Origin of the sequence: Salinarimonas chemoclinalis, assembly GCF_041514305.1 — a bacterium.
Taxonomy (GTDB): Bacteria; Pseudomonadota; Alphaproteobacteria; order Rhizobiales; family Beijerinckiaceae; genus Salinarimonas; species Salinarimonas chemoclinalis.
This window is the reverse complement of the sequence record NZ_JBGMWH010000002.1, coordinates 625,183-650,084: the sequence shown is the minus strand read 5'-3', so window position 1 is coordinate 650,084 and position 24,902 is coordinate 625,183. Positions and strand designations below refer to the sequence as shown.

The 24,902-nt window shown below is 71.6% G+C and carries 24 protein-coding genes; 4 read left to right on the top strand and 20 right to left on the bottom strand.

Annotated elements, in window-relative coordinates; genetic code table 11:
- Positions 1-2: 2 nt before the first annotated feature.
- Together AB9M23_RS06805 and AB9M23_RS06800 are read right to left on the bottom strand one after the other, a co-directional pair.
- Complete coding sequence (locus AB9M23_RS06805) at positions 3-518, bottom strand: TRAP transporter small permease (protein ID WP_372423611.1); 516 nt, start codon at positions 516-518, stop codon at positions 3-5.
- Between the two features lie 541 nt (positions 519-1,059).
- A complete protein-coding gene (locus tag AB9M23_RS06800; RefSeq protein WP_372423609.1) occupies positions 1,060-2,037 on the bottom strand; it encodes a C4-dicarboxylate TRAP transporter substrate-binding protein in 978 nt (325 codons plus the stop codon).
- 77 nt (positions 2,038-2,114) lie between these two features.
- Between AB9M23_RS06800 and AB9M23_RS06795 the strand changes: the two genes are divergently transcribed.
- The 3 genes from AB9M23_RS06795 to AB9M23_RS06785 all read left to right on the top strand — a co-directional run bounded on the left by AB9M23_RS06795 (position 2,115) and on the right by AB9M23_RS06785 (position 5,599).
- Entirely contained in the window at positions 2,115-2,852 is a 738-nt protein-coding gene (locus AB9M23_RS06795; RefSeq protein WP_372423608.1) for a GntR family transcriptional regulator, read from the top strand.
- An 82-nt stretch (positions 2,853-2,934) separates the two neighbouring features.
- Entirely contained in the window at positions 2,935-3,555 is a 621-nt protein-coding gene (locus AB9M23_RS06790; protein ID WP_372423606.1) for a DUF2062 domain-containing protein, read from the top strand.
- A gap of 241 nt (positions 3,556-3,796) precedes the next feature.
- Entirely contained in the window at positions 3,797-5,599 is a 1,803-nt protein-coding gene (locus tag AB9M23_RS06785) for a metallophosphoesterase family protein (protein WP_372423604.1), read from the top strand.
- 34 nt (positions 5,600-5,633) lie between these two features.
- Here the strand turns inward: AB9M23_RS06785 and AB9M23_RS06780 are convergent, their stop codons facing one another.
- The 13 genes from AB9M23_RS06780 to AB9M23_RS06720 form a co-directional block, all read right to left on the bottom strand.
- Positions 5,634-6,329, bottom strand: a complete 696-nt coding sequence (locus AB9M23_RS06780) for an RraA family protein (protein WP_372423602.1) — start codon at positions 6,327-6,329, stop codon at positions 5,634-5,636.
- Positions 6,329-7,018 (bottom strand): alpha/beta fold hydrolase, encoded by a 690-nt coding sequence (locus AB9M23_RS06775; protein ID WP_372423600.1) that lies wholly within the window; start codon positions 7,016-7,018, stop codon positions 6,329-6,331. Before AB9M23_RS06775 ends, AB9M23_RS06780 begins: the two co-directional genes overlap by 1 nt.
- Positions 7,015-8,136 carry a cobalamin-independent methionine synthase II family protein gene (locus AB9M23_RS06770; RefSeq protein WP_372423599.1) on the bottom strand — a complete coding sequence of 374 codons (1,122 nt, stop codon included), beginning with the start codon at positions 8,134-8,136 and terminating at the stop codon, positions 7,015-7,017. The genes AB9M23_RS06775 and AB9M23_RS06770 overlap by 4 nt, the downstream gene beginning before the upstream one ends.
- A gap of 353 nt (positions 8,137-8,489) precedes the next feature.
- Positions 8,490-9,455: a cupin domain-containing protein gene (locus AB9M23_RS06765; RefSeq protein WP_372423597.1), complete on the bottom strand. Its 966-nt coding sequence runs from the start codon at positions 9,453-9,455 to the stop codon at positions 8,490-8,492.
- A complete protein-coding gene (locus AB9M23_RS06760; RefSeq protein WP_372423595.1) occupies positions 9,452-10,441 on the bottom strand; it encodes a nuclear transport factor 2 family protein in 990 nt (329 codons plus the stop codon). Before AB9M23_RS06760 ends, AB9M23_RS06765 begins: the two co-directional genes overlap by 4 nt.
- Positions 10,438-11,493 (bottom strand): LacI family DNA-binding transcriptional regulator, encoded by a 1,056-nt coding sequence (locus AB9M23_RS06755; RefSeq protein WP_372423594.1) that lies wholly within the window; start codon positions 11,491-11,493, stop codon positions 10,438-10,440. The genes AB9M23_RS06760 and AB9M23_RS06755 overlap by 4 nt, the downstream gene beginning before the upstream one ends.
- Positions 11,490-12,254 (bottom strand): SDR family NAD(P)-dependent oxidoreductase, encoded by a 765-nt coding sequence (locus AB9M23_RS06750; RefSeq protein ID WP_372423593.1) that lies wholly within the window; start codon positions 12,252-12,254, stop codon positions 11,490-11,492. Before AB9M23_RS06750 ends, AB9M23_RS06755 begins: the two co-directional genes overlap by 4 nt.
- Positions 12,251-13,561 (bottom strand): histidinol dehydrogenase, encoded by a 1,311-nt coding sequence (gene hisD, locus AB9M23_RS06745; protein ID WP_372423591.1) that lies wholly within the window; start codon positions 13,559-13,561, stop codon positions 12,251-12,253. The genes AB9M23_RS06750 and hisD overlap by 4 nt, the downstream gene beginning before the upstream one ends.
- Before the next feature lie 42 nt (positions 13,562-13,603).
- Positions 13,604-14,098: an ester cyclase gene (locus AB9M23_RS06740; protein WP_372423589.1), complete on the bottom strand. Its 495-nt coding sequence runs from the start codon at positions 14,096-14,098 to the stop codon at positions 13,604-13,606.
- Positions 14,095-15,153, bottom strand: coding sequence for an ABC transporter ATP-binding protein (locus AB9M23_RS06735; protein WP_372423587.1), 1,059 nt, complete (start codon positions 15,151-15,153; stop codon positions 14,095-14,097). Before AB9M23_RS06735 ends, AB9M23_RS06740 begins: the two co-directional genes overlap by 4 nt.
- 5 nt (positions 15,154-15,158) lie before the next feature.
- Entirely contained in the window at positions 15,159-16,043 is an 885-nt protein-coding gene (locus tag AB9M23_RS06730; protein ID WP_372423585.1) for a carbohydrate ABC transporter permease, read from the bottom strand.
- Positions 16,040-17,068 carry a carbohydrate ABC transporter permease gene (locus tag AB9M23_RS06725; protein ID WP_372423584.1) on the bottom strand — a complete coding sequence of 343 codons (1,029 nt, stop codon included), beginning with the start codon at positions 17,066-17,068 and terminating at the stop codon, positions 16,040-16,042. Before AB9M23_RS06725 ends, AB9M23_RS06730 begins: the two co-directional genes overlap by 4 nt.
- Before the next feature lie 90 nt (positions 17,069-17,158).
- On the bottom strand, positions 17,159-18,415 hold the full coding sequence (locus tag AB9M23_RS06720; protein WP_372423582.1) for an ABC transporter substrate-binding protein: 1,257 nt from the start codon (positions 18,413-18,415) through the stop codon (positions 17,159-17,161).
- 170 nt (positions 18,416-18,585) lie between these two features.
- Here AB9M23_RS06720 and AB9M23_RS06715 point away from each other — a divergent pair, with 170 nt between their 5' ends.
- Positions 18,586-19,674, top strand: a complete 1,089-nt coding sequence (locus tag AB9M23_RS06715) for a nuclear transport factor 2 family protein (RefSeq protein WP_372423580.1) — start codon at positions 18,586-18,588, stop codon at positions 19,672-19,674.
- On the opposite strand, the gene AB9M23_RS06710 is transcribed toward AB9M23_RS06715, so the two are convergent.
- The 5 genes from AB9M23_RS06710 to AB9M23_RS06690 form a co-directional block, all read right to left on the bottom strand.
- Positions 19,675-21,198, bottom strand: a complete 1,524-nt coding sequence (locus AB9M23_RS06710; RefSeq protein ID WP_372423578.1) for a tripartite tricarboxylate transporter permease — start codon at positions 21,196-21,198, stop codon at positions 19,675-19,677.
- A gap of 9 nt (positions 21,199-21,207) precedes the next feature.
- Entirely contained in the window at positions 21,208-21,684 is a 477-nt protein-coding gene (locus tag AB9M23_RS06705) for a tripartite tricarboxylate transporter TctB family protein (RefSeq protein ID WP_372423576.1), read from the bottom strand.
- Positions 21,685-21,754: 70 nt separating this feature from the next.
- Positions 21,755-22,744, bottom strand: coding sequence for a Bug family tripartite tricarboxylate transporter substrate binding protein (locus tag AB9M23_RS06700; RefSeq protein ID WP_372423574.1), 990 nt, complete (start codon positions 22,742-22,744; stop codon positions 21,755-21,757).
- A 100-nt stretch (positions 22,745-22,844) separates the two neighbouring features.
- Positions 22,845-23,681, bottom strand: a complete 837-nt coding sequence (locus AB9M23_RS06695; RefSeq protein ID WP_372423572.1) for a citryl-CoA lyase — start codon at positions 23,679-23,681, stop codon at positions 22,845-22,847.
- Positions 23,678-24,868, bottom strand: coding sequence for a CaiB/BaiF CoA transferase family protein (locus AB9M23_RS06690; RefSeq protein WP_372423570.1), 1,191 nt, complete (start codon positions 24,866-24,868; stop codon positions 23,678-23,680). Before AB9M23_RS06690 ends, AB9M23_RS06695 begins: the two co-directional genes overlap by 4 nt.
- Between the last annotated feature and the right edge of the window lie 34 nt (positions 24,869-24,902).

The window sequence follows — 24,902 nt, the reverse complement described above, 5'->3', positions numbered from 1 at the left end:
GGTCAGGGCTCCTGCCGCGCCGCGGGCTCGGCGTCGATGCGCGAGAACACGAGGAGCCGCCCGCGCGCCCGCTCCCGCCACGCCTCCCAGGCGTTGCCGAGGATGGCGAGGGTGAGGAACAGGCAGCCGACGGGCACGGCGATGGTCACCCAGGCGTAGGACAGGCCGCTGTCGCCGAAGAGCCGCTCGCGGTTGAGCAGCGTCAGCTTCGTGCCCTCGATCGCGATGATGGCCATGAACGCGATGAACAGGACCGCGAGCGCCATCTCGATGGCGAGGCGCACACGCGGGGAAAAGCCGCGTACCAGGAGATCGACCCCCAGATGCGCCCGCTCGCGCATGGCCCGCGAGGCCCCCACGAAGCACAGCCAGATGAAGAGCAGCTGCGCGAGGTCGACCGACCAGATCAGCGGCCGGTCGAAGAATCGCATCACCGCCGCCGCGAAGACGAGCACCGTGATGATGCCGAGGAGGACCGAGCCGACGACGAGCTCGAGCCGTGCGAGGCGCTGCGACATGGGCGTTCCTGGCTCCTGGGTCTCGCAATGCCGGCGTCGCTGGGAGGGGCGATCGGCGCGCACACGTCGACGGCGTGATCGTCCTGTCCGCCGCCGCCCCCGACCCCTCCCCACGAGGGCTGGTCGATTCACACACCTGCGGCACGTCGGATCGAACGGCGAACTCCGCCACACAGGGTGGAGGTATTCTCCTTCCCTGTAGGGGAAGGTGTCGCCGGCGAAGCCGGTGACGGATGGGGCGCGGCGCGAGCGACGCGTTCCGCGAAGCGGAAGTCGGCGTGCTCGCTGTCCCGCCGCATTTCGGCTTCGCCGAACGCGCGTGCCGCGCGCCCCATCCGTCTCGTCGGCTTCGCCGCCGATCCACCTTCCCCTACAGGGAAGGACAGGGCCGGCCGGCGTCCCCCGACCACCTCCCCGGCACAGGTCGCCGCCCGGAGCCGAGAGAGGGGCAGGAGATGTGAGCATCGGCCAGCCACGAGGGGAGGGGAGAACGGCGGCAGCCGGTATCCACGAAGGCGCGAGCATGCCTGCGCGGTGCGCCTCAATCGCCCGCGGCGATGGCCTGGAGCTCGTCGCGCAGGGCGCCGTAGCCGAGCTCGTCGTAGACCGACGCGGTCGCCTCGCGGAACGGCGTCGTGTCGATCTCGGCGACGTCGACGCCCTTGGCCTCGAGGTCGGCCTCGATCGCGGCGAGCGCGTCGCGGGTGCCGTACGAGGCGACGTCGCCGGCCTCGAGCGCCTCCTCGCGCAGGATGCGCTGGAAGTCCTCCGGCAGCGAGTCGAACCAGGCCGCGGAGGTGACGAGGCCGGTGATCAGGTTGATGTGGCCGGTCTTGGTGACGTGCGAGATCACCTCGTCGAGCCGCGCGCCGACGATGGCGGGGAGCTGCGCCTCGGCGGCGTCGATGACGTTCTGCTGGAGGGCGGAATAGACCTCGCCCCACGGCATCGGGGTCGGCGTCGCACCCATGGCGGAGATGGTCTCGATCCAGACCGGCGCGCCCGGCGTGCGCAGCCGCACCCCCGCGAGGTCGGCGGGCTCGGTCACCGGCATCTGCGTGAGCAGATGGCGCTCGCCCTGCCACCAGTTGAAGCTCAGCACCTGGTGGCCGGAGGCCCCGCGCAGCGCCTGGACCCATTCCTCGAAGCGGTCCGAGGTGACGACCCGGCGCATGCCGTCGTAGCCCGAGGCGAGGTACGGGGCGCCGAGCACGCCGAACTCGTTCTGGAACACGGCCAGGCGCCCGCCGTCGACGACCACCGCCACCGGCGCGCCGGCGCGGGCCTGCTCGAGCACGTCCTCGTCCGGGCCGAGCTGCGAGTTCGGGAAGAGCCGGATCTCGACCGCGCCGCCCGTCGCCTCGGCGACGCCGTCCCTGAAGGATTCGAGGCCGCGATAGAGCGGGTCGTTCACCGCGAGCGCGGTATTGACGTTGAGCGTGTAGTCCGCCGCGAGCGCAGGGGCGGCGGTGCCGACGAGGGCCGCGGTGAGGACCGCGGCGAGCGTACGATGCGTCATGTCTTCCTCCCTCCGCTGCTCCTGGACGGCAGCGTTCGATGTCTGTAGGCTAGTATGGTAGTCCACGAGGAGTCAACATGAACGGCCGGATACGTCTCGCGCCGGAGAGCTGGGAGGAGGGCATGCGCCCGCGCCAGCGCACGATCGGCCAGCGCATCTTCGAGGTGCTCAAGGCCGCGATCGTGCAACTCGACCTGCGGCCGGGCGACCTGCTCTCGGAATCCGAGATCGCCCGCGAGCTCGGGGTCTCTCGCCAGCCGGTGCGCGAGAGCTTCATCAAGCTCGCGGAGGCCGGCCTCGTCGAGGTGCGCCCGCAGCGCGGCACGTTCGTGGTGCTGATCTCGCAGCGCGAGGTCGAGAACGCCCGCTTCCTGCGCGAGGCGATCGAGGTCGCGATCGTGCGCAAGGCGGCCGCGGGCGCGACACCCGCGGGGATCGCGGCCGTGCACGAGACGATCGAGCGCCAGCGCGAGGCGCGGGCGCGGGCCGACGCCGCGCTGTTCCTGCGGCTCGACGAGGCCTTCCACTACGGGCTGGCGATGGCCGCCGACTGCACCCACGCCTGGCGCGTGCTGGAGACGCTCAAGGCGCAGATGGACCGCGTGCGCTTCCTCTCGCTCCCCGACGCCACTCCCGTCGACGTGCTCATCGCCCAGCACCAGGCGATCCTCGACGCCGTCGAGGCCGGTGCCCCGGAGGCGGCGGAGGCGGCGATTCGTGCGCACCTCGCGGAGATCCTGGTGTCGCTGCCCAAGCTCGCGGCGGCGATGCCGGATCTGTTCGAGGAGCGGGACGAGACGCGCCGTCCGGGCTGATCGGTGTCGACGGTCCGAAAGCGGTGGACACGCGGTTCTCCCTGGCCTACCCAGCCGCGTCGCGGCCCCGGATCGACGAGACATGTTCGGCAGGCGTAATCGGCCGTCCCGCGTTCAGCGCATCAAGACCTTCCTCTGGCCCGAGCGCGGCTTCCGCCGCTCCGGGCGGTACGTCGTCGCGCGGCTCTCCAGGCTGAAGACCTCGCCGCACGCGATCGCCGCGGGCTTCGCCTCGGGGGCGGCGGTCTCGTTCACGCCGCTGCTTGGGCTGCATTTCTTCCTCGCCTTCGTGCTCGCCTTCCTGACGCGCGGCTCGATGATCGCGGCCGCCTTCGGAACGGTCGTGGGCAACCCCGTGACCTTCCCGTTGATCTTCGCCGCGAGCTATTGGCTGGGGACGGTCATCACGAGCCTGGCGACGAGCGCGCCGCAGGACGCGTTCGAGGTGGTCGCCGAAGGCTTCGAGGAGGGCGCGGAGGCGCAGGCGGAGGCCGCCGCGGACGCGGTGCTCGACACCGCCGAGACGTTTCTGGAGCAGGGCTGGAGCTTCGCCGCCCTCGAGTACGTCTGGCCGACGCTGTCCACGATGCTGATCGGCGCCGTCCCTATGGCGATCCTGGCGTGGCTCGTCTCCTACGCCCTGGTGCGGGCCGGGTTGGGGGCCTATGCGGCGACGCGGCGGGGGCGCGGGCCGCGCGCCTGAGGTCGCCCGCGCCGGCGACGGCCGCGCGGCGCGACGACGATCGGCCCGTCGTCGTGCCCGGGCGACGGCCCGCGTTGCGGCATGGAGCGCCGTCCGACCCGGCGGCCTCGGGTCGGACGCTCTCCGTTCCCGATCCGTGGCGTCGATTTTTCCCGCGACCGGTCTCCACTCGTCCGGACGATGCTCTAGGGTGCGTGCCTGCGGCGGGGGGCGTGCGCGTGATGCGCGAGGAGGCGGGCGGTTGGCCGAGGACCAGGACCGGACGAGGGGACCCATCCTCGATCCTCGCGTCGGGGACGTCGAGGACGATGCGGCGAGCCCGCACGGGCGCTCGCTCGTCGCGCTCGCCGGGAGCATGCTCGTCGAGATCAACCTCCTCAAGCTCGCCCTGGTCACCGGGATCATGATCGTCCTGCCGTCGCTGCTCCTGGGCCTCGCGCCCCTCCTGGCGACGGGCTGGCTGCGGCTGCTGCCGCGCCAGTCGGCCGAGCTCGTGTCGGATCTGGCCGCGGGGCTGACGCTCGTCGCCGCGCTCGCCGCGGCGCTCCTGGGAGGGCGGCCGCTCTACCGCGCGACGGAGCGCAGCTTCTGGTCGCTCGTCTCCGTGGTCGTCCAGCCCGCCTGGGTGCTCGTGCGCGAGAGCCTGCGCCACCTCGTCGAGCGGGCCGCGCCGGGGCGGCTCGGGCCGGAGGCGCGGGCGCGCGCGGGTGTCGCGGCCACGCTCGCCGCCGGCCTCGTGCTCTCGGCCGCGGCGACCCTCGTCGTGCTCGAGGCCTGGCCGGCGACCCGGTGGGTGGGCAGCGTCGCCGATCTGCGGGCGCCCCAGCGGCTCGTCGCGCCGACCCTCGCCAACAGCGTGGTGATCGTCGGCGTGTTCCTGGCGCTCGCCTCCCTGGCCTGGAGCATCGCCGACGCCACGATGGAAGCCCCGCGTACCCGCACGGGCTTCGATCCCCCGGTGCCGGGACGGCGTCCCTGGCGGGTGGCGCACGTCTCGGATCTGCACACGGTCGGTGGGCCCTACGAGCGCAGGCTCGAGAGCGGGCGCGCCGGCCCGCGCGGCAACGAGGCCCTCGAGCGGACGCTCGACGCGCTGGTACGCACCGATGCAGCCGACCCGCTCGATCTCGTTCTCGTCACGGGGGACGTCACCGATGCCGGACGGGCCACCGAGTGGGCCGCGTTCCTCGACCGCGTCGCGCGACACCCGGCGCTCGCCGGCAAGATGCTGCTCCTGCCGGGCAACCACGACCTCAACATCGTGGACCGCGCCAATCCCGCGCGCCTCGAGCTGCCGGGCGGGGTGGGGCGAACGCTCAGGGAGATGCGCGCGCTCTCCGTGCTCGATGCGATCCAGGGTGAGCGGGTCCACGTGCCGGACCGGCTCCGGGGGGCGGTCGGCCCGACGCTGCGCGAGGCCTTGCGCCCGCACGAGGCGGCGATGCGCGCCTTCGCCGACCGGGGCGACATCCGCTCCGCCCGGCGCCTGTCGCGCCTCTGGCACGACCTCTTCCCCATGGTCGCGCCGCCGGAGACGCCCGACGGTCTCGGCGTCGTCCTGCTGAACTCCAACGCGGAGGCGAACTTCTCCTTCACCAACGCGCTCGGGCTCGTGTCGCACGCCCAGGCGCTGGCGATGTCCGCCGCGTTTCGCGCCCATCCGGACGCGCGCTGGATCGTGGCGCTGCACCACCACGTCGTCGAGTATCCCGGGCGGGCGCGGTTCGCCCTGCGGATCGGGACGGCGCTCCTGAACGGCAGCGCGTTCGTGCGCCGGCTGCGACCGGAGGCGGACCGGCTCGCCGTGCTGCACGGCCACCGCCACCTCGACTGGATGGGTCATTCCGGCCCGGTGCGGCTCGTCTCCGCCCCCTCGCCGGTGATGGGCGCGGACGACGCGGGCTACTTCTACGTCCAGCGACTCTCGCCCGCGCCGGACGGCGGGCTGCGGCTCCTCGCGCCGCAGCGCACGCCGGTCGGCGCGTCGTCGGCGCAGGCGACCGCGGACGCCGGGCTCCGCGCGCCGAATTCAGCGGGGGGGTGAGCGCCCGCTCCCGGCGCCGGCCTCGCGCGCGCCGTCAGGTCCGCGCCTTCTCGAACGCCGCCCAGGCCCTCTCGAAGGCAGCGAAGTCGAAGCCGGGGGCGCGCGCCGGGTCGAGCACCAGGCGCTCGGTCTCGCGCAGGCGGCGGATGCCGTCGTCGAGGCCGGCGACGACGTCGGGCGGGACCACGAGGGCGCCGTGACGGTCGGCGTGGACGAGATCGCCCTGGGCGATCTCGAGGCCGAGGACCGTCACCCGCTCGCCGAGGCTGCGCACGTGCACGAAGCCGTGGCTCGGCCCGACGCTGCCGGCGACGACGGGGAAGCCCCTCGGCAGGTCGCCGAGGTCGCGCACGACGCCGTTGGTCAGCGCGCCGGCCATGCCGAAGCCCTTGTGGATGGTGGTGTTGATCTCTCCCCAGTAGGCGCCGATGCAATCCGGAAAGTCGAGGTCCTCGACGACGGCCACGGAGGGCTTGGGGCCGTCGTGCATGGCGCGGTAGTAGGCCATGCGGCGCGCGCGGACGACGTCGGGCGGCTCCGTGCTCGGGGCGCGCGCCGCGATGCGGGCGGTGACCGCGAAGCCGACGATCGGCGGCTCGTCGGGGGCCGAGCAGATCATGGTGCCGCGGGTGAAGGCGGAGAAGCCGCGCCGGCCCTGCACCATCTCGATGGCGTTGCAGACCGTGGCGGTGTCGGCGCCGCGCAGGAGCGCGAGGAGATCGGGGTCCATCAGGCCTCCAGCCAGCGGCCGAGCGCCGCCGTGGTCTCTGGTGGTCGCTCCAGCGTCGGCAGATGGCCTGCGCCGGGGACGACGACGAATTGGGAGCGCACGAGCAGCGCGTGCATCTGCTCGTGGCGATCGCGCGGGCACAGCCGGTCCTCCTCGCCCATCAGCACGAGGGCGGGGCCGCCATAGGCGGCGAGCGCGTCGCAGCGGTCCGGGCGGTCGCGCAGGGCGGCGGACTGGCGGGCGAAGACCTCGGGGCCGAGCGCGAGCGCCATGTCCATGCACAGGTCGAGGACGGTCTCCATACCGGGCCCGTCCGCGAGGTAGTTCGGCTTCATCTCCTCGCGCATCACGCCGGCGAGATCGCCCGAGCGGGCGCGGGCGATCTGGCGTGCGCGGACGGCGCGCACGGCCTCGAGCTCCGCGCGGGGGTTGGTGTCGAGGAGCGCCAGCCGCTCGACCCGCTCCGGCGCCGCCGCGAGAATCGCCATGGCGACGATGCCGCCCATCGACAGGCCGGCCAGCGCGAAGCGGGGAGGGGCGAGCGCGAGCACGGCGGCCGCGAGCGCGTCGGTGGTGTCCGCCTCGACGAGGGGAGCGTGCAGCACCGCGCGCCCTGAGAAGGCGCCCATCACGGGGCCCCACAGGCGCGCGTCGCACATCAGGCCGGGCAGGAGGACGACCGGCGTCATCGCACCCGCCGCGCCCCCTCCGCCAGCGTCGCGAGCTTGGCGTAGGCGATCTCGGGATCGACCGCCCCGTAGCCGGCGAAGGTGCCGAAGCCGCAATCCGAACCCGCGATCACCCGATCGGCGCCGACGACGTCGACGAAGCGGGCGAGCCGCTGGGCCACGAGATCGGGGTGCTCGACGAAGTTGGTCGTGGTGTCGACGGCGCCGGGCACCAGAACCTTGTCGTCGGGGATCTCGCCGGCGCGATCCCGGAACACGGTCCATTCGTGACCATGGCGCGGGTTGGCGGTCTCGAACAGCACGTAGCGCGCGGGCACCCGCATCAAGAGCGGGAAGACCTCGGCCATGTCGATGTCGCAGACGTGGGGACCCTCGTAGTTGCCCCAGCAGATGTGCAGCCGGATGCGCTCGCGCGGCAGCCCGTCGAGCGCGTGCTCCAGTGCCTCCACGTGGGTGGCTGCGACCTTCAGGAATTCCTCGTCGGAGAGATGCGTGAACAGCATGTGGCGCGACAGCGCGAGGTCGGGGCAGTCGAGCTGCAGGTCGAGCCCGGCCTCGACGATGGTGCGGTATTCCTCGCGCATCGCCTCGGCCAGCGCCTCGAGATAGGCCTCGCGGGTCGGGTAGTGCGCGTTCTGCAGGAAGAGCGAGATCACGCCGGGCGAGGCCGCGTTCATGAAGCCGCGCGCCGCGCCGTGTTCGGCCATGGCGGCCTTGAGGTTGGCGATGTCCTTCTGGAGCTCGCCCTGGCCCTTCGAGCGCACGGGCGCGACGCATTGCGGGCGCGCGTAGGTCGGCGTGCCGCCGGACTTCGCGAGCCGCTCCAGGAAGGAGGGGAAGAGCTTGAGGTCGGCGGGGGCGTTGCGCGGGCTGTCGCCGTCGAAGCCCTCGTATCGGTCCTTCACGTAGGTGGCGTAGGAGATCTTCGAGGTCTCGCCGTCGGAGACGATCGTCACCCCCGCCTCCACCTGCCGGCGCACGGTCTCGGACACGGCCGCGCGCATGGTCGCGTCGAACACGGCCTCGTCGTAGGGCTCGCCCCGCTCGCGGGCGAAGAGCTGGTCGACCACCGCCTGCGAGCGCGGCAGCGATCCGACATGGGTGACGTCGAGGGTCATGGCGTGTCCTCCTTTCGTGTCGTCCTTGGTGCTCGACCTTCTCGGCCGAGGGCTGGTCCCATCGTGGATCTTCGGCACGACGCAGATGCGGGCCTTCTCCTTCCCTGTAGGGGAAGGTGTCGCCGGCGAAGCCGGCGACGGATGGGGCGCGGCGCGAGCGACGCGTTCCGCGACGCGGAAACCGCCGTGTCCGGCCTTGCACCGTCGGCTTCGGCTTCGCCGAACGCGCGTGCCGCGCGCCCCATCCGTCTCGTCGGCTTCGCCGCCGAGCCACCTTCCCCTACAGGGAAGGACAGGGGTCTCCGGCGTCCCCCGATAAGCGGCTCGGCACACGTCATCCAGGGCGGGGAGCCTCACCCCCGCCGCGTCGGGCCGGGCGGGTCGTCGGTGGCGCGGACGCGGTAGAGGCTCGCCTCTCCGGTCATCGAGGGGGCGAGCGCGTAGGCGAGGCCGGGCGGCAGCGCGCAGGTGTCGCCGGGGGCGAGCACGGTCGAGCCGGCCTCCCAGGTCAGCCGCCAGTGGCCGCGCATGGCCATCAGCACCTCGTGGCGCGGACTCGCTCGCATCTCCTCGGGGATCGAGCCGCGGGCGAGGAGCTCGACCTCGAAGCCGGGGCGGTCGCGGATGACGCCCTCGGCGCCGATCACCCGCGCCCGCGCGTCCTTGGCGAGCGCCATCAGGTCCCAGTAGCGGGCGACGTAGTCGCGCACCACCGCGGAGGGCGGCAGCTCGGGGAAGGCGGCGAGCTCCTCGTCGGTCAGGAGCGGCATCGGCGGCACGCCGTCCGGCAGGCGCTCGCCCTTCTTGGTGTCGTAGAGCTTGCCGTTCTTCCCCAGTACGAGGCCGTGATCTCTGGCGTCCTCGATCACCTGCGGCGCCCAGATCACGCCGCCGCCGGCGTCGTCGCCGCCGAGGATCGCCATGATCATCCCGTAGTCCGTGCCGATGTTCTCGAAGCCGCGGAAGATGCCGGTGGGGATGTCGAAGATGTCGCCCTCCTCGAGCACGACCTCGCCGGCGTTCCCCCAGCGCCCCCAGAAGAAGCGCCAGCGGCCCTTGAGGACGAAGAACACCTCCGCCGTGCGGTGGGAGTGCAGCGAGTTGCGGCACTTCGGCGGCTGGCCGGCGGCGCCGATGTTGAAGCCCGGCGTCTCGCGGATGTGGACGTGCTGGTCCGCGCTCTCGCTGACGCCGCCGCCGATGATGGTGAAGTTCTCCTTCTGGTTCGAGCCCGGCGTGTGGGCGTCGATGAAGGCGGTCCGGCACGGGCGCAGGTCGCCGTAGCGGACGATGCGGGATTCCAGTTCCGCGGGGGTCATAGGTCACCTGTGTGGAGGAGGATCTGCTTCCAGATCGCGATCTCGTCGAAGAGCGCGTACTCGCGGCGCAATCCGACGCCGTCGGGCCCGTAGGGTCCGTACTCGGCGTGCGCCATGCCCATCACGTGCACCCGCGCGCCGGTGGGCGGGCCGAACAGGCCGAAGCCGTCGTGCGTGCCGTCGAGAGACCAGCGCACCGCGGCACGCGGCGGCATCATGGCGCCGTCCATGCCGATACGGTGGTGGATCGTGAACGCGGCGGAGGGGAAGGCGGCGCGCAGCGACAGCCAGAAGTCGGCGATGGCGCGGGCGCCGACGCGGGTGCGCGCGCCGGCGTACTCGCCGATCGCGGCGCGGTCCCAGGCCGCGAGCACGTGGGCGACGTCCGCCCGCATGATGCGCTCGAGCGACCGGGCGTAGCGCGCGCCCCATTCGTTCTCGTTGCCGCGCCCGCGATAGGCCCCCGCGACGTCCACCTCCGGCGTGAACGGCCGGCGGGCGCGCTCGGGGCCGCCCTCGCGGGCGATCAGGTCGCGGGCGAAGAGGCGCGGGTCGCCGCCGAGCTGGCGCACGAGGCCGCCATTGTCGCGCACCAACCACTCGTCGTAGATCACGTCCGCCTTCGCGGCGCAGTCGGCGATGACGCGCACCTGGAAGCGTCGCCCGGTGGCCGGGCCGAACCAGCCGTCGTTCGCATGCGTCCCCGTCGAGACGATCCGGTGCGAGGAGAGGAACCCCGCCTCCTCGTCGCCGGAGAAGATCACGTCCTCGCCGAGCAGCTCCCGATCGGGGAATTCGGCCAGGGTCGCGAGGGTGGAGGCGATCACGCCGGCATTGCCGACGGCGACGCCCATGGGCGTACGGACCGGGATGTCGGCGGCGTAGGTGTGCTCGAGCGTGGCGATGCCGCGCTCCTCCCAGATCTCGCGCGTGACGCCGAGGATGTATCCGGGAAGGTCGCTCCAGCGGTTCGAGAAGCCCTTCATGACGGGGCGTATCCTTCTGGCAGGTGGGCGGAGCGGCGCACGACGAGGGGACCGTCGATGCGGACCTTGCCGGGGGTCTCGGCCCCCTCGATCTGGCCGAGGAGCGCGTCGACGGTGGCCGCGACCATGCGGTTCACCGGCTGGCGGATGGTGGTGAGGTCGTAGGCCGGCCAGGCGGCGATCGGCACGTCGTCGTAGCCGACGATCGAGACGTCCTGCGGGATGCGCAGGCCGAGGCCCTGGCGCAGCGCGTCCATGACGCCGAAGGCCATGTGGTCGTTGCCCACGAAGATGGCGTCCGGCCGATCGGCGTCCGCGCAGAGCGCGCGCGCGACCTCGGCGGCGGTGTCGCGGTTGTACATGCCGTCGATCATCGCCACCGGCGCGAGCCCCGCCGCATCCATCGCGGCGCGGAAGCCGGCGGCGCGGTCGCGGCCCGTCGAGGAACCCTGCCAGCCGGTGATGTGGGCGATGCGCCGGTGCCCGCCGGCGATCAGGAACTCCGTCGCCCGCCTACCCCCCGCGACATTGTCCGACGTGACTTCCGCCAGCCGCGGGTCGTCCTGGCCGCGGTTGAACATCACGACGGGAATGCCGAGCGCCAGCAGCCGGGCGGTGAGGTCGTTCGACATGGCGACCGAGGCCGTGACGATGCCGTCGACGCGGTAGTCGATCAGCTCCTGCACCACCTCCGCCACCTTCTCGGTGGAGTTCTCCGCCATGAAGACGAGGATGTGGTAGCCGCGCTCCTGGAGCGCGCGGGAGAGCCGCTCGAGCGCCAGCGGATAGAACTGGTTGTCGAGATAGGCGACGACGAGGCCGATGATGCGGGTGCGCCCGGTGATCATGGCCCGGGCGAGGCGGTTGGGGCGGTATCCCAGCTCCTCCGCTGCGGCGCGGACCTTGGCGATCGTGCGCTTGGAGGCGGAGGCGCCCGGCGTGAACACGCGGCTCACGGCGGACTGGCTCACGCCCGCGCGCCGGGCGACGTCCATCGCCGTGACGGTCGTCGCGGCGGCGGTGGGCTCCGCGATGGTGTCTCGCTCGGTCATTCGGCGGTCCACCCGCCGTCGACGAGGAGGTGGGTGCCCGTGACGAGGGCGCTCGCGTCACTGGCGAGGAACACGACCGCGCCCATGACGTCCTCGACCTCTCCGACGCGCCCCAGCTTGATCTTGGACAGGAGCCAGGCGCGGCGCTCGGGGTTCGCGAGCGTCTGCTCGGCGAGCGGGGTGCGGATGAAGGTCGGGCAGATCGTGTTGACGCGGATGCCGTGCGGCGCCCATTCGAGCGCCATCGCCTTGGTCATGCCCTCGACCGCGTGCTTGCTCGCGCAATAGACGGCCCGGTCCGGCCCCCCCACGTGGCCCATCTGCGAGGAGATCGTGACGAGGCTCCCGGGCCGTCCCGCCGCGATCAGCCCGCGGGCGACCTCGCGGGCGAGAAAGTAGGCGCCGCGCAGGTTCGCGGCCATGACGGCGTCGTAGTCCTCAGGGGTCGTCTCGAGCGCCGGCGCGTGGCGGGCGAGGCCGGCGGAGTTGACGAGGACGTCGAAGGGGCCGTGCGCTGCAACGGCATCCGCCGTCGCGTGTATGTCGGTGACGTCGAGGGGCAGGACCTCGGCGCGCCCGCCCTCCGTGCGGATGGCGTCGCGCACGGGCACGAGCGCGGCCTCGCGCCGCCCGGCGAGCCGGACCTCCGCACCGGCCTGCGCGAGCGCCGCGGCGGCGGCGAGCCCGATGCCGGACGAGGCGCCCGCGACGAGGGCGCGCCGGCCGTCGAGGCGGAAGGAGGGCGTGCGGGGGAGGATCATTCCGCGGCCGCTCCGTAGGCGACGTTCCGCCGGCCGTAGCGGCGCACACGCACGTTGCACTGCTCGGCATGGCCGACGAACCCCTCCAGCATGCACAGCCGGCTGCCGTAGGCGCCGATCGTCGCCGCCGCCTCGTCGGTGAGGATTCGCTGGTAGGAATGCGTCTTGAGGAACTTGCCGACCCACAGCCCCCCGGTGTACCGCCCGGCCTTGCGGGTGGGGAGCGTATGGTTCGTGCCGATCACCTTGTCGCCGTTGGCGACGTTGGTGCGCGGCCCCAGGAAGAGCGCGCCGTAGGCCCGCATGTTGTCGAGGAACCAGTCGTCGCGATCCGTCATCACCTGGACGTGCTCGTAGGCCATGTCGTCGGCGACCGCGAGCATCTCATCCCAGGTGTCGCACACGATCACGTCGCCGTAGTCCCGCCAGCTGATCCGCGCGGTCTCGGCGGTGGGGAGGATGGCGAGCAGCCGCTCGATCTCGGCCAGCGTCGCCTCGGCGAGCGCGCGGGAATTCGTGATCAGGCAGGCGGGCGAGTTGTAGCCGTGCTCCGCCTGGCCGAGCAGGTCGGTGGCGCAGATCTCGGCGTCGACGGTGTCGTCGGCGATCACCATCGTCTCGGTGGGGCCGGCGAAGAGGTCGATGCCCACGCGCCCGAACAGCTGACGCTTGGCCTCCGCGACGTAGGCGTTGCCGGGGCCGACCAGCATGTGGACGGGCTCGATCGTCTGCGTCCCGAGCGCCATCGCGCCCACCGCCTGGATGCCGCCGAGCACGTAGATCTCGTGCGCGCCGCCCAGATGCATGGCGGCCACGATCGCGGGGTGCGGCTCGCCCTTCACCGGCGGTGCGGAGGCCACGATTCGCGGCACGCCGGCGACCTGGGCGGTGAGCACCGACATGTGGGCGGAGGCGACCATGGGGAACTTGCCGCCGGGCACGTAGCAGCCCACCGACTGGACCGGGATGTTGCGGTGGCCGAGGATCACGCCGGGCAGCGTCTCGATCTCGACGTCGGTGATGCTGGCGCGCTGGGCCTGCGCGAAGCGCCGGATCTGCGCCTGCGCGAAGCGGATGTCCTCCATGTCGCGGGCGGAGACCTTCTGCATCGCCGCCTCGATCTGCGAGGGCGTCAGCCGGAAGCTCTCCGGAGCGTAGCCGTCGAACTTCGTCGCCAGTTCCCGCACCGCCGCGTCGCCGCGCGCCTCGATGTCGGCGAGGATCTCCTCGACGCTGGCGCGGACCTTCGCATCGTCCTCGGCGCGCTCGTCCGCCGGCTTGCCGGACTTGAGATGGGTGATGGCCATTTCTTCTTCTCCTTCGCCGAGGAAGCGTGTCGGGTGCGGGTGTCAGGGTGCGGGCGGGGTGCGCTCGCCGCGGTCGTAGGCCTCCCAGCCCTCGCCGGCGAAGACGTCGCGGCCGAGCTGGACGAGGACGGCAGCGAAGTCGACGAAGACCGGGTTGTCCGCGATGCGCCCGTCCTCGACGCGCCAGAAGTCCATGTAGGGAATGCGCACCCGCGTCCCCGTGGGCTTCATGCCCATGAAGGGACCCGAATGCGTCGCCTCGATATGGCCGAAGCAGGCGGCCCAGTCGCCGTCGGCGATGAACCTTTCGGTCACGTAGGTCCGCTCCGAGAAGGCCGCACGCAGGGGAAGCTGCCAGTTGCGGCGGAACTCCGCGACGCCGCGCTTGGTGCCGCAGCCCTGGTTGCCGCGCCACAGGAAGCCCTCGTGGAAATGCGCCCCCATGTCGTCGGAGCCCGCGGCGAGCGCGTCCTCCATGCGCCGGATGACCGCGAGGGTCTCGCGGGAACGGGCGAGATGGGCGTCGGCGTCGCTCATGCGGGGGTCCGATCCAGGCGTTCGCCCGTGCGTGCGTCGAAGAGGTGGCAGACGGAGGCGGGGACCCGCGCGGCGATCGGCGCGCCGATCTCGGCGGAGAAGTCCTTGGCGGCCTTGATCGCGACGAGGGCGCCGCCGGCCTGGACGGTGGCCATCGAGCTGTCGCCGAGGAGCTCCATCGAGTAGATGGGCGCCGCGATCTCGCCGCTCTCGACGACCTGCGCGTCCTCCGCGCGGAAGCCGAGCGTGACCGGACCGTCCCGCAGGCCGGCGAAGCCCGGGATGCGCACGTTCTCCCCCTCGAACACGCCGCCCGCGAGTGTCCCGTCCATCAGGTTCATGGCCGGGCTGCCGATGAAGCCCGCCACGAACGTGTTCGCCGGGCGGTCGTAGATCTCGAGCGGCGTGCCGACCTGCTGCACCTCGCCCTTCGACATGACGACGACCCGGTCGGCGAGCGTCATCGCCTCGATCTGGTCGTGGGTGACGTAGATCGTGGTCGTCTTGAGCTCGTGGTGCAGGTTCTTGATCTGCGCGCGCGTGGAGACCCGCAGCTTGGCGTCGAGGTTCGAGAGCGGCTCGTCCATCAGGAAGACCTTGGGCTTGCGCACGATGGCCCGCGCGAGCGCCACGCGCTGGCGCTGGCCGCCCGAGAGCGCGGCGGGCTTGCGGTCGAGGAACTCGACGAGCTCGACGGTCTTCGCCGCGCGCATCACCCGCTCGCGGTGCTCGGCGGCGGGAATGCCGCGCACCTTCAAGGGAAATCGGATGTTCTCGTAGACGCTCATCGTCGGGTAGAGGCCGTAGGACTGGAACACCATCGCGATGTCGCGGTCCTTGGGCTCGAGCTCGTTGACCCGTGCGCCGCCGATGAGGATGTCGCCCTCGGTGGCGTCCTCGAGGCCGGCGATCATGCGCATCGTCGTCGTCTTGCCGCAGCCCGAGGGGCCGAGCAGGACCAGGAACTCGCCGTCGGCGATGTGCAGGTCGAGCGCCTTGACGCCGACGAAGGAACCCCAGCGCTTGGACAGGTGCTTGAGCTCGATGTCCGCCATGATCGTCAGCCTTTCACCGCGCCGGCGGTGAGCCCGCTGACGATCTGGCGCTGGAAGAACAGGACCAGCAGGAAGAGGGGCGCCGTCACCGAGACGACGGAGGAGACGGCGAACATGACGTTGCCCTTGGTCTGGGTGGTCCCGAGGAAGCTCGCGATCTTGGGCACCATGGTCTGGTTCTCCTTCGACAGGAGCATCGCCGTGACGGCGAAGTCGTTGTAGGCGAGCAGGAACGAGAACAAGCCGGTGGTGATCACGCCCGGCCACATCACCGGGATGATCACGTGTCGGAAGGCCTGGAAGCGCGAGCAGCCGTCGACCATGGCGCTCTCGTCGAGGTCCTTGGGGATGTTGCGGAAGAAGGCGGTGAGCATCCACAGCGTGAAGGGCTGGTTGATGGCGACGAGCACGATGATCGCGGTGGGCAGATGCCCCCACAGGTTCCACTGGAAGAACGGCGGCAGGTAGCCCGAGACGAGGGTGATCGGCGGCATCGCCCGGAAGACCAGGGCGACGAGTAGCAGCCAGAAGGCGTAGCGATAGGTCGAGCGGCTGAGCGCGTAGCCGCCCAGCGTCCCGAAGGTGAGCGAGATGCACACCACCGCGACCACGACGATCAGCGTGTTGAGCGCCGCACGCCAGAACTCCTCCTGGATCCAGGCGCCCTCGTAGCCGTCCAGCGTCGTGCGCGCGCCGGTCTCCGCCAGGGTGAGCGGGCCGGTCAGCGCGTTCATCCAGTCCGCCTTGGAGAAGAAGTCGCCCTCGACCTTGAAGCTCCCCCACAGCGTCCACAGGAACGGGAAGGCGGCGACGACGAGCCAGACGGCGAGGAAGCCCATCAGCACGATGCGCACCGGCATCGGCCGGCGGTCGGCGAGGCGCGTGCTCATGCTCCGGCCCTCCCGAATGCGCGCCAGGTGCGCACCAGCACCGGCGAGAGCAGGACGACGACGCCCGCGATGGTCAAGACCGAGGTCGCGGCGGCCGACGACAGGAGCCGCGTCTCGCCGCCGAGATCCGAGTAGATGAAATAGCTCAACGATTGCGCATGCGCGCCCGCGTTGAAGCTGACGATGGGCTCGAAGACCCGGAAATTGTCCATGATCTTGATCAGCGCCATGAACGTCGTCAGCGGCAGGAGGTGGGGGACGACGACCCAGCGGATGCGCTGCCAGCGGGTGGCGCCGTCGATCATCGCGCTCTCCAGCGTGTCCTGCGGCACCGTCTGGAGGCCGGCGTAGTAGACGACGAAGGCGAAGGGCGCGCTCGACCAGATGCCGTAGACGACGAGCATCGCCCACATCAGCGGCGTCGAGGCCTTCACCGAGAGGTTCGGGTCCCCGGCGAGCGCCTGCAGCGCGGCGCCGAGCACGCCGCGCGCGTCGACCATCCAGAACAGGATCAGCGCGCCGACGAGCGGCGTGACGATCATCGGCAGCAGCGAGACGAAGATCGTCGGCCCCCGCGCCGGGCGGGGGAGGGCGTTGACCGCGAGCGCGATGGCGAAGCCGAGCAGGATCGAGGCGGGGGTGACGAGGAGCGTGTAGGTGAGCGTGAACGCCAGCGCGCCGTAGAAGGGCAGGTTGAGGAGTTGCCTCCAGAAGCCGCCGAGATCCGGCGCCCGCGCCCAGGCCGCGGCGACCTCGCCGAGCGCGAGATGGTTGCGGTCCGTGTAGATGGCGGAGCCGACGAAGCGCCCCAGCGGCTCCGCCTCGCGCAGCGCACGCGTCGCCTCCTGGTCGACGACGGTCGTCGTCGTGCAGCCGAACAGGGTGCAGTTCTCGACCTCGCGGATCACCTGCTCGTGAGGGGCGTAGACCGACTGCACCAGCACCGACACGATCGGGAACGCGATGAACAGGAGCATCGCGGCGGCCGTGGGCAGGAAGAACCAGAAGAAGGTGCCGTGCTTCATGGCCCTCTCCCCTCGCGGCTCGGGCGGCGGCTGCCGGGCGCCGCCACGGGCGCCCGGGTCGAGGCGTCGCAAGTTGGCTTCGGACCCGGCTTACTGGATGAAGCCGCGCTCGCGGGCCGCGGCGCTGTAGGCCGCCTCGATGTCGGCGAGCGTCGTCCGAGCATCCTCGCGACCGGTGAGGAAGTCGGCGATGTTGTCGCCGAGCGCGGTGTGCAGGATGCCCATGTAGGGGAGCATCGGGTAGGGCCGGGCGCCCATCGCCATCGTCTGGATCACGCCCTCGTTGACCGGGGCGGGCTCGTAGCCCTCGATCATCCACACCGCCTGCGGCATGGTCTCGTCGGTGAGGATCTCCGGGCTGATGCCGCGCTTCATGGCCACGAAGGTCGCCGCCGCGTCCTCGTCGGAGATGTTGCGCGCGACCGTCCAGCCGTCCCACCACAGCGTGGTGGCCGGGATGTCGCCGCCGCCCACAGTCATCGGGGCGCCGACCATCGTGTTTTCGTAGACCTCCGGGGTCGACCCCTCGGCGTCCATCAGCACGCCGGTGCGCGAGCCCCACATGTTCATGAGCGCGACGTTGCCCGCTTCCCACTCCGCCGAGGTGGCGTTCGAATCGTGTGTGAGGAAGTCGGGGTTCATGTAGGCGGTGAGCGCCTTCATCGTCTCGAGCGCGGCGACGCCCCGCTCGTTGTTCACCGAAACGTTCGGCGTGCCCGGCTCGAAGAACTCGCCGCCCATGCCGATGTACATGTTCACGAATTCCTGGGCGAGGTTCCAGCCCGCGGCGTAGGCGCCGCCGACGGGGTTCTGCATGATGCCGGCGGCACGGATCTTCTCGGCTGCGGCGAGCAGCTCCTCGTAGGTCCTCGGCGGCTCGACGCCGATCTCCTCGAGCACGTCGGCGCGGTACACGAGGTGCTGGGAGTTCGCCATGAAGGCGACCGCCACGACCGCGCCGTCCACCGTGATCAGCTGGCGGCGGGGGATGTCCTGGCCGTAGGAGGCGACGAGGTCGTCGAGCGGGCGGATGACGTCTTCGTTGAGGAGCGCGACGATGGAGGACGTCGCCACGATGGCGCTCGTGTACTCCGCCGGGTTGCCCTGCATGCCCGGCAGGTTGATCGTCTGGTGGTCCGCGGTGAGGTTCGCCCGCACCGTGAGCCCGTCGGTCGCGCACTCCGCCGCGTTGGCCGCGACCGTCCGGATCGCCGGGAACTCGTTGCCGACGATCGAGACCCGTCCCGAGGTCACCTCGCACGCCGCCGCCGCGAGCCCGGCGGAGCCGACGAGGCCAGCGGTCCCGAGAGCCGCGGCGAGTGTCACTGCACGCATCGAAATCGTCATGTCCCTCTCCCAGTCGCGTGCCCACGGGTGTCGGCCGGTCGCGGCGCCCCTCGGGTCAACGAACGAAGGTTCCAGTCTTTTGCATTCGTATGCAAGAAAAAACTTGCAGGGGCTCGGAATTTGTCCGAATCTGAGGCCCAGGGCGTGCTCGACGCTGCTGGAGGCCTTGCGTGACAACGGGTTTCGATCCTTCCGCCGCGCTCGACGGGGAGCGTCGGCGAGACGTCCTGCGCGCGCTTTCCGCCCTCGCCGAGGCGCCCGCGGACGGGCTCGAGGCGGCCATCGCGCGCGTCGCGCGAGACGATGCCGTCTGGCGCGTGGCGCATCCGATCGATGTCGTCGCCGGGCGCGCGGAGGGGCTCGCCCGTGTCTGGGCGCCGCTGAAGACGGCGCTGCCGGACCTCGAGCGGCGCGACGCGATCTTCGTCGCCGGGAGCTACGAGGGGCGGTCCTACGCCGCCGCCGTGGGCCATTACTGCGGGACGATGCGCGGGGACTGGCTCGGCATCCCGGCGACCGGCAAGCCCGTGTACCTGCGCTACGGCGAGGTCTGGCAGATCGACGGCGACGGCCGCGCCGTGCAGGCGACGCTCCTGTGGGACGTGCTCGACCTGATGCGCCAGGCGGGCGTCTGGCCGCTGCCGCAGCCGCTGGGTGTCCCCGAGGCCTGGCCCGCCCCGTTCACACGCGACGGCGTCCGGCTCGAGCCCTCCGACCCGGCGACGTCGCAGGCCAGCCTCGCGCAGACGCTCGCCATGCACCGCAGCCTCGCCGAGCACGACGACCGCGCGAGCCTGACCCGCGAGAGCCTGATCGCCATGCCGCAGCGGGACCATTGGCATCGACGAATGATGTGGTACGGCCCCGCCGGCATCGGCACGACGCGCGGACTCGACGGCTTCGTCGACGGGCACCAGCTGCCCTTCCGCGTCGCCTTCCAGCGCCCGCAGGGCACGTTCGAGGAGGTCACGGCCGAGCGGGCGCGTCACGGAGCGGGGCACTACATCCGAATCGGCGACGGGCCGTACTCGGTGACCGGCGGGTGGCCTTCGGTCTATGCCGTGCACGGCGGCGACGGCTTCTGTGGCCTGCCGGCGACGGGCCGGCCCGTCACCATGCGGGTGATGGACTTCTATCTCCACCACGAGGGGCTGATCCGCGAGAACTGGGTCCCGCTCGACATGCTCGACCTCCTGCGCCAGATGGGCTTCGACGCCCATGCGCGGATGCGCGAGACGCTGCGACGCGCCGGGGGCTGATCAGTCCCCGTCCGCCACGCCGGCCTTCCGCAGGCGCGCGCGGCGCGCACGCCAGCTCGGAAGCACGATCAGCACGAGCGCGAAGACGAGGAGCCCGAGCGTCATCGGCCGCTCCAGGATGAAGCCCGGCCCGCCGTAGAGCTGCATGGCGCGGGCGAAGTTGTTCTCGAGCATCGGCCCCAGGATGAAGCCGATGAGCAGCGGGGCGAGCGGGTAGTCGGCGAAGCGCAGGATCGTCGCCATGACGCCGAGCCCCACGAGCAGCAGCAGCTCGGTGGTGTTGTTCTGGCCGATGTAGGCGCCCATCAAGGTGAAGAAGAGAATGAACGGAATGAGGTAGGTACGCGGAACGGCGAGCAGTTTCGCGATGTAGGGAATCAGCGGCAGGTTGAGCACGAGCAGCACGACGTTGCCGATGTACATCGAGATGATCACGCCCCAGAAGATGTCCGGCTGGTCCGTCATCAGCCGCGGGCCGGGTGTCACGTTGAGCGCGATCAGCGCGCCGAGCAGGATCGCCGTCGTGCCCGATCCCGGGATGCCGAGCGTCAGCAGCGGCACGAAGGAGCCCGTGCAGGCGGCGTTGTTGGCGGCCTCCGGCGCCGCGAGGCCCTTGAGCGAGCCCTTGCCGAACTCCGCCTGGTCCGCGCCCTTCGCGATGTTGCGCTCGACCGCGTACCCCAGGAAGGAAGCGATCGTCGCGCCCGCGCCCGGCAGCACGCCGATGAGGAAGCCCTGGATCGACTGGCGCCCGATCACCGGCGCGATCCGGCGCGCTTCCGCGCGGGTGATGCGCAGGCCCGTGATCTCGCTCGAGCCTCCGCCCTCGCCGCGCTTCGAGCGCTTGGGGTCGAGCACGAGGTAGAGCGCCTCCGGCAGGGCGAACATCGCCATCGCGAGCGTGATGAAGCCGATGCCCGACTGCAGCTCGAGGATGCCGCCGGTGAAGCGGGTCGCGTTGAACAGCGCGCCCTGGCCGACGGTCGCTATCATCAGGCCCAGCACCGTCATCATCAGGGCCTTGGCGACCTGGCCCGTTCCCGCGAAGGCGGCGATGGCGGAGAGGCCCACCACCATCATCGCGAAATACTCGGCGGAATGGAACAGGAGCGCCACCGAGGCGAGCATCGGCGCCAAGATCATCAGGAGCACGGCGCCGATCGTGCCGCCACAGAAGGAGGCGATCGCGGCGACGGTCAGCGCCTTGCCCGCCTCGCCGCGGCGCGCGAGCGGAAAGCCGTCGAAGCTCGTCGCCACCGTGGAGGCGACGCCCGGCGCGTTGATCAGGATGGACGAGGTCGAGCCGCCGAAGATCGCGCCGTAATAGACCGCGGCGAGCAGGATCAGCGCCGCGGACGGATCGCCGATCGAGATCGCGATGGGGATCATGATGGCGATGATCGACATCGGCCCCAGCCCCGGCAGCATGCCGATGAGCGTGCCGATCAGGCAGCCGCCGACGACCATCATCAGGATGTGCGGCTGGAGAACGACCTGGAGGGCGGCGAGGATCGGGTCGAGCATGGCGCGCCCTCAGAGGAAGCCGGGGAAGGGCCGCAGGAAGATGCCGAGCACCTCCTGCACGAGGTACCAGATCACCATGGTCGCGGTCGCCGACACCGGCACGAGAACGTGCCAGCGCCGCTCCCCGAGCAGCGCGCCGCCGACCGTCAGGAACAGGATCGTCGCGGCGATGAAGCCGATTTCGTGCAGCCCGAAGGCGTAGAGCACCATCAGTCCGACCAGCGCCAGCGCCTGCCCGAGTTTGTACTCGTGCAGCCGGCGGTAGTCGATCTCGCCGTCCTTGGGCGCACTGTCCTTCGAGCCGACGATCACGGCGAGCGCGAGCGCGGCGCCGGCGACCGCGAGGATCTTCGGGAAGGAGCTCGGCCAGACCGGGTTGCGCTGCATGAAGGGCGGCACCGCCTGGTCCATCAGGAAGAAGGCGGTGTAGCCGTACGCGCAGCAGATCGTCAGGAAGACGACGGCCACCCAGCGGTCGAGCGCCATGACGCGGGCTCCCGGAAGCGACGAGGGCGGGGAAGGGCGGCCCGCGCGGGGCCGCCCCGGACGGGTGCGATCAGAGGAAGCCCATGCGCTTCATCAGATCGCCCATCTCCTTCTCCTGCGCCTCGAGGAAGGCGGTGAACTCGTCGCCGCGGTTGAAGATGTTCACCCAACCGTTGCGGGCGCGGACCTCCTCCCATTCCGGCGTGTCGTACATCGCCGCGAGCACGTCCTGGTAGGCGGTGAGCCGATCCTCCGGCAGGCCCGGCGCCGCGAAGAACCCGCGCCAGTTGATGAAGGTCGCGTCGATCCCCTGCTCGCGCAGCGTCTGCACGTCGGCCGCCGCCGGCACGCGCTCGGGCGCGGTGACGGCGAGGATCTTGATCTCGCCGGCCTCGGCGAGCGCCACCGCCTCGGAGAATCCGGTGGAGAGCGCCTGGATTTCGCCCGACAGCAGCGCCGCCATGGCCTCGCCCCCGGCGTCGTAGGGAATGTAGTTGACCGCCAGCGGATCGACGCCCGCCGCTTGCATCGCGATCGCCGCGACGAGGTGGTCCATGCCGCCCGGCACCGAGCCGCCGCCGAACGACACGCTCGCCGGGTTCGCCTCGAACGCCGCGAGCAGGTCCGTCATGTCGTCGATCTCGCTGTCGGCGCGCACGACGAAGGCGGCGTAGTCGCCGATCGTGCCGGCGACGGGCGTGAGATCGCGGAAGGTCGTGTCGATCTCGCCGTTGAGCCCGCGGATGATCATGGGCGCCGAGTTGATCAGGAGCGTCCCGTGGTTCGATTGGGCGTTCTCGATGAGGTAGTTCATCGCCACGCCGCTGCCGCCGCCGGACATGTTCTCGTAGGTCGCCGTGCCGACGAGGCCCGCGGCGGTCAGCGCCTCGCCGGTCCCGCGGGCGGTACCGTCCCAGCCGCCGCCGGCGCCGCCGGGCACGATGAAGTGGATGCGATCGATCTGCTGCGCCTGCGCGGTTCCGCCGAGCGCCAGAGCCGCGAGCGAGACGCCGAGCGCGGCCGACAGCGCGGCGCGGCGGGTGAGGGTGAGGATTGCCATGGTCGTTCTCCCGTCTTCATGTCGATTATCGTTGGCGCGGCGAGCCCCGCGGGGGCCGCTGCGAAGGGTCAGGCTCGCATTCCTGCGGCCGTGTTGTCCATCATCGATGCGGCTCACCTCCTTCCGTGGGCGTGTTTCGCGGACCCGTATACGTCCACCGGTAGGCGGGCGGGGTGGGACCCTTGTTGCGCCCGCCCTGCTCCATCTGCTCCCAGGCGTGGGCGAGGCAGCCGACCGCGCGCGAGAGGCAGAACAGCCCCCGTGCGAGCGGCGGCGGGAAGCCGAGCTCGCAGAAGATCACCGCGGTGGCGCCGTCGATGTTCATCGGCACCGGCTTGCCCGCGGTCCGTGCGAGATGCGCCTCGACCGCGCGCGCCACGTCGGCGAAGACGCCCTCGACCACGCCCGCCGCCGCGGCCTCGTCGACGAGGCCGAGGAGGCGCGGCGCGCGAGGGTCGACGGGCTTGTGGAAACGGTGGCCGAAGCCCGGCACGAAGCGGCTCCTCTCGGCGCGGAAGCGGTCGACGATCGCCGGCGCCGCGTCCGGCCCGCCCGCGGCGCGGATCGCGCCGTAGAGCGTCGCCGCCTGCTCGCCGGCGCCGCCGTGTACGTCGTCGAGCATGTTCACCGCCGAGGCGAGCGCGCCGTTGAGGCCGAGGCCGCAGGTCACGGCCATGCGTGCGGTGGCGATCGAGGGCGCCTGCGGTCCGTGGTCAACCGCCGCGACGAGGGCGGCCTCGAGCAGCCGCGCCTGCGCCTCGGTCGGGAGGTCCCCGCGCAGCATCAGCCAGATCATCTGCGGGAAGGTGGCGGCCCCGATCAGACCCTCGATCGGCCGGCCCCGGATCGCGATGCGTCCGGGCTCCATGTCGATGATGGCCGTCGACCACCAGTCGGACACGTCGTTGCGGACGCTGTCGTTGCGGACGTCGCTCATGCCGCACCCTCCCGCTCGAGCCGGTCGATCGCGTCCGGGTCGTAGCCGAGTTCGGCGAGGATCGCCTCGCGATGCTCGCCGAGCCGCGGCGGCGGCGCGTCGACGGACGGCGTCTTCCCGTCGATGCGCACCGCGGTACGCATCAAGGTGATGTCGCGCCCCACGCCCGGCGGGTCGGCGAAGGCGCCGAGCAGGCCGCGGTCCGCGACGAGCGGGTGAGCGAGGATCTCCGGCACGGTGAAGACCGCGCCCGCGGGCACGCCGAGGCCGTTGAGCTCGCGCGCCCAGTCCCGCGCCGGGCGCGTCGCCAGCACGCGCTCGAGCTCTTCCTTCAGCGCGGCGCGGTTCGCCTTGCGGTCCTCGCGGGTGCGGAAGCGCGGGTCGTCGAGCAGGTCCTCGCGGCCGAGATGACGGGCGAGGGCGCGCCATTGCGCGTCCTTGTTGGCGGCGATGTTGAGCGGCGCGTCCGCGGCGCGGAAGGTGCCCGACGGCGCGGAGGTGACGTTCTCGTTGCCGACGGGCGCCGGCGCGACGCCGGCGACCAGCCAGTTCGAGACGACCCATCCCATGGAAGCGAGCACGCTCTCCACCATCGAGACGTCGAGGAAGGCCCCGCGCGGCTTCGCCTGCAGCGCGGCGGCGACCGCGAAGGCGGCCGTGAGCCCGCCGATCGTGTCCGCCACGGGAAAGCCGACGCGCAAGGGCGCGCTCTCGGCATCGCCCGTGATCGCCATGACGCCGGCCACGCCCTGGACGATCTGGTCGTAGGCCGGCCTGTCGGTCCACGGCCCGTCCTGGCCGAAGCCGGAGATGGCGCAGTAGACGAGGCGCGGGTTCTCGGCCTTCAGCGCCTCGTATCCGACGCCGAGCCGGTCCATCACGCCGGGGCGGAAGTTCTCGACGAGGACGTCGGCACCCTCCACCAGCCGGCGCAGGACCTCGCGTCCTCCCTCCTGCTTCAGGTCGACCGCGATCGAGCGCTTGCCGGCGTTCTGCGCGAGGAACGACACGCCCATCAGCGCGGCGTTGAGCGCGGGGTCCGCCCCGAGCTGACGCGCGAGGTCCCCGGTGCCGGGCGCCTCGACCTTGATCACGTCCGCGCCGAGATGCGCCAGCTGATGGCAGCAGAACGGCCCGGCGAGGACGTTCGTCAGGTCGAGCACGCGGATGCCTGCGAGCGGCTTCATGCCGTCTTCCTCCCTGCCGCCACGCTAGACGAGG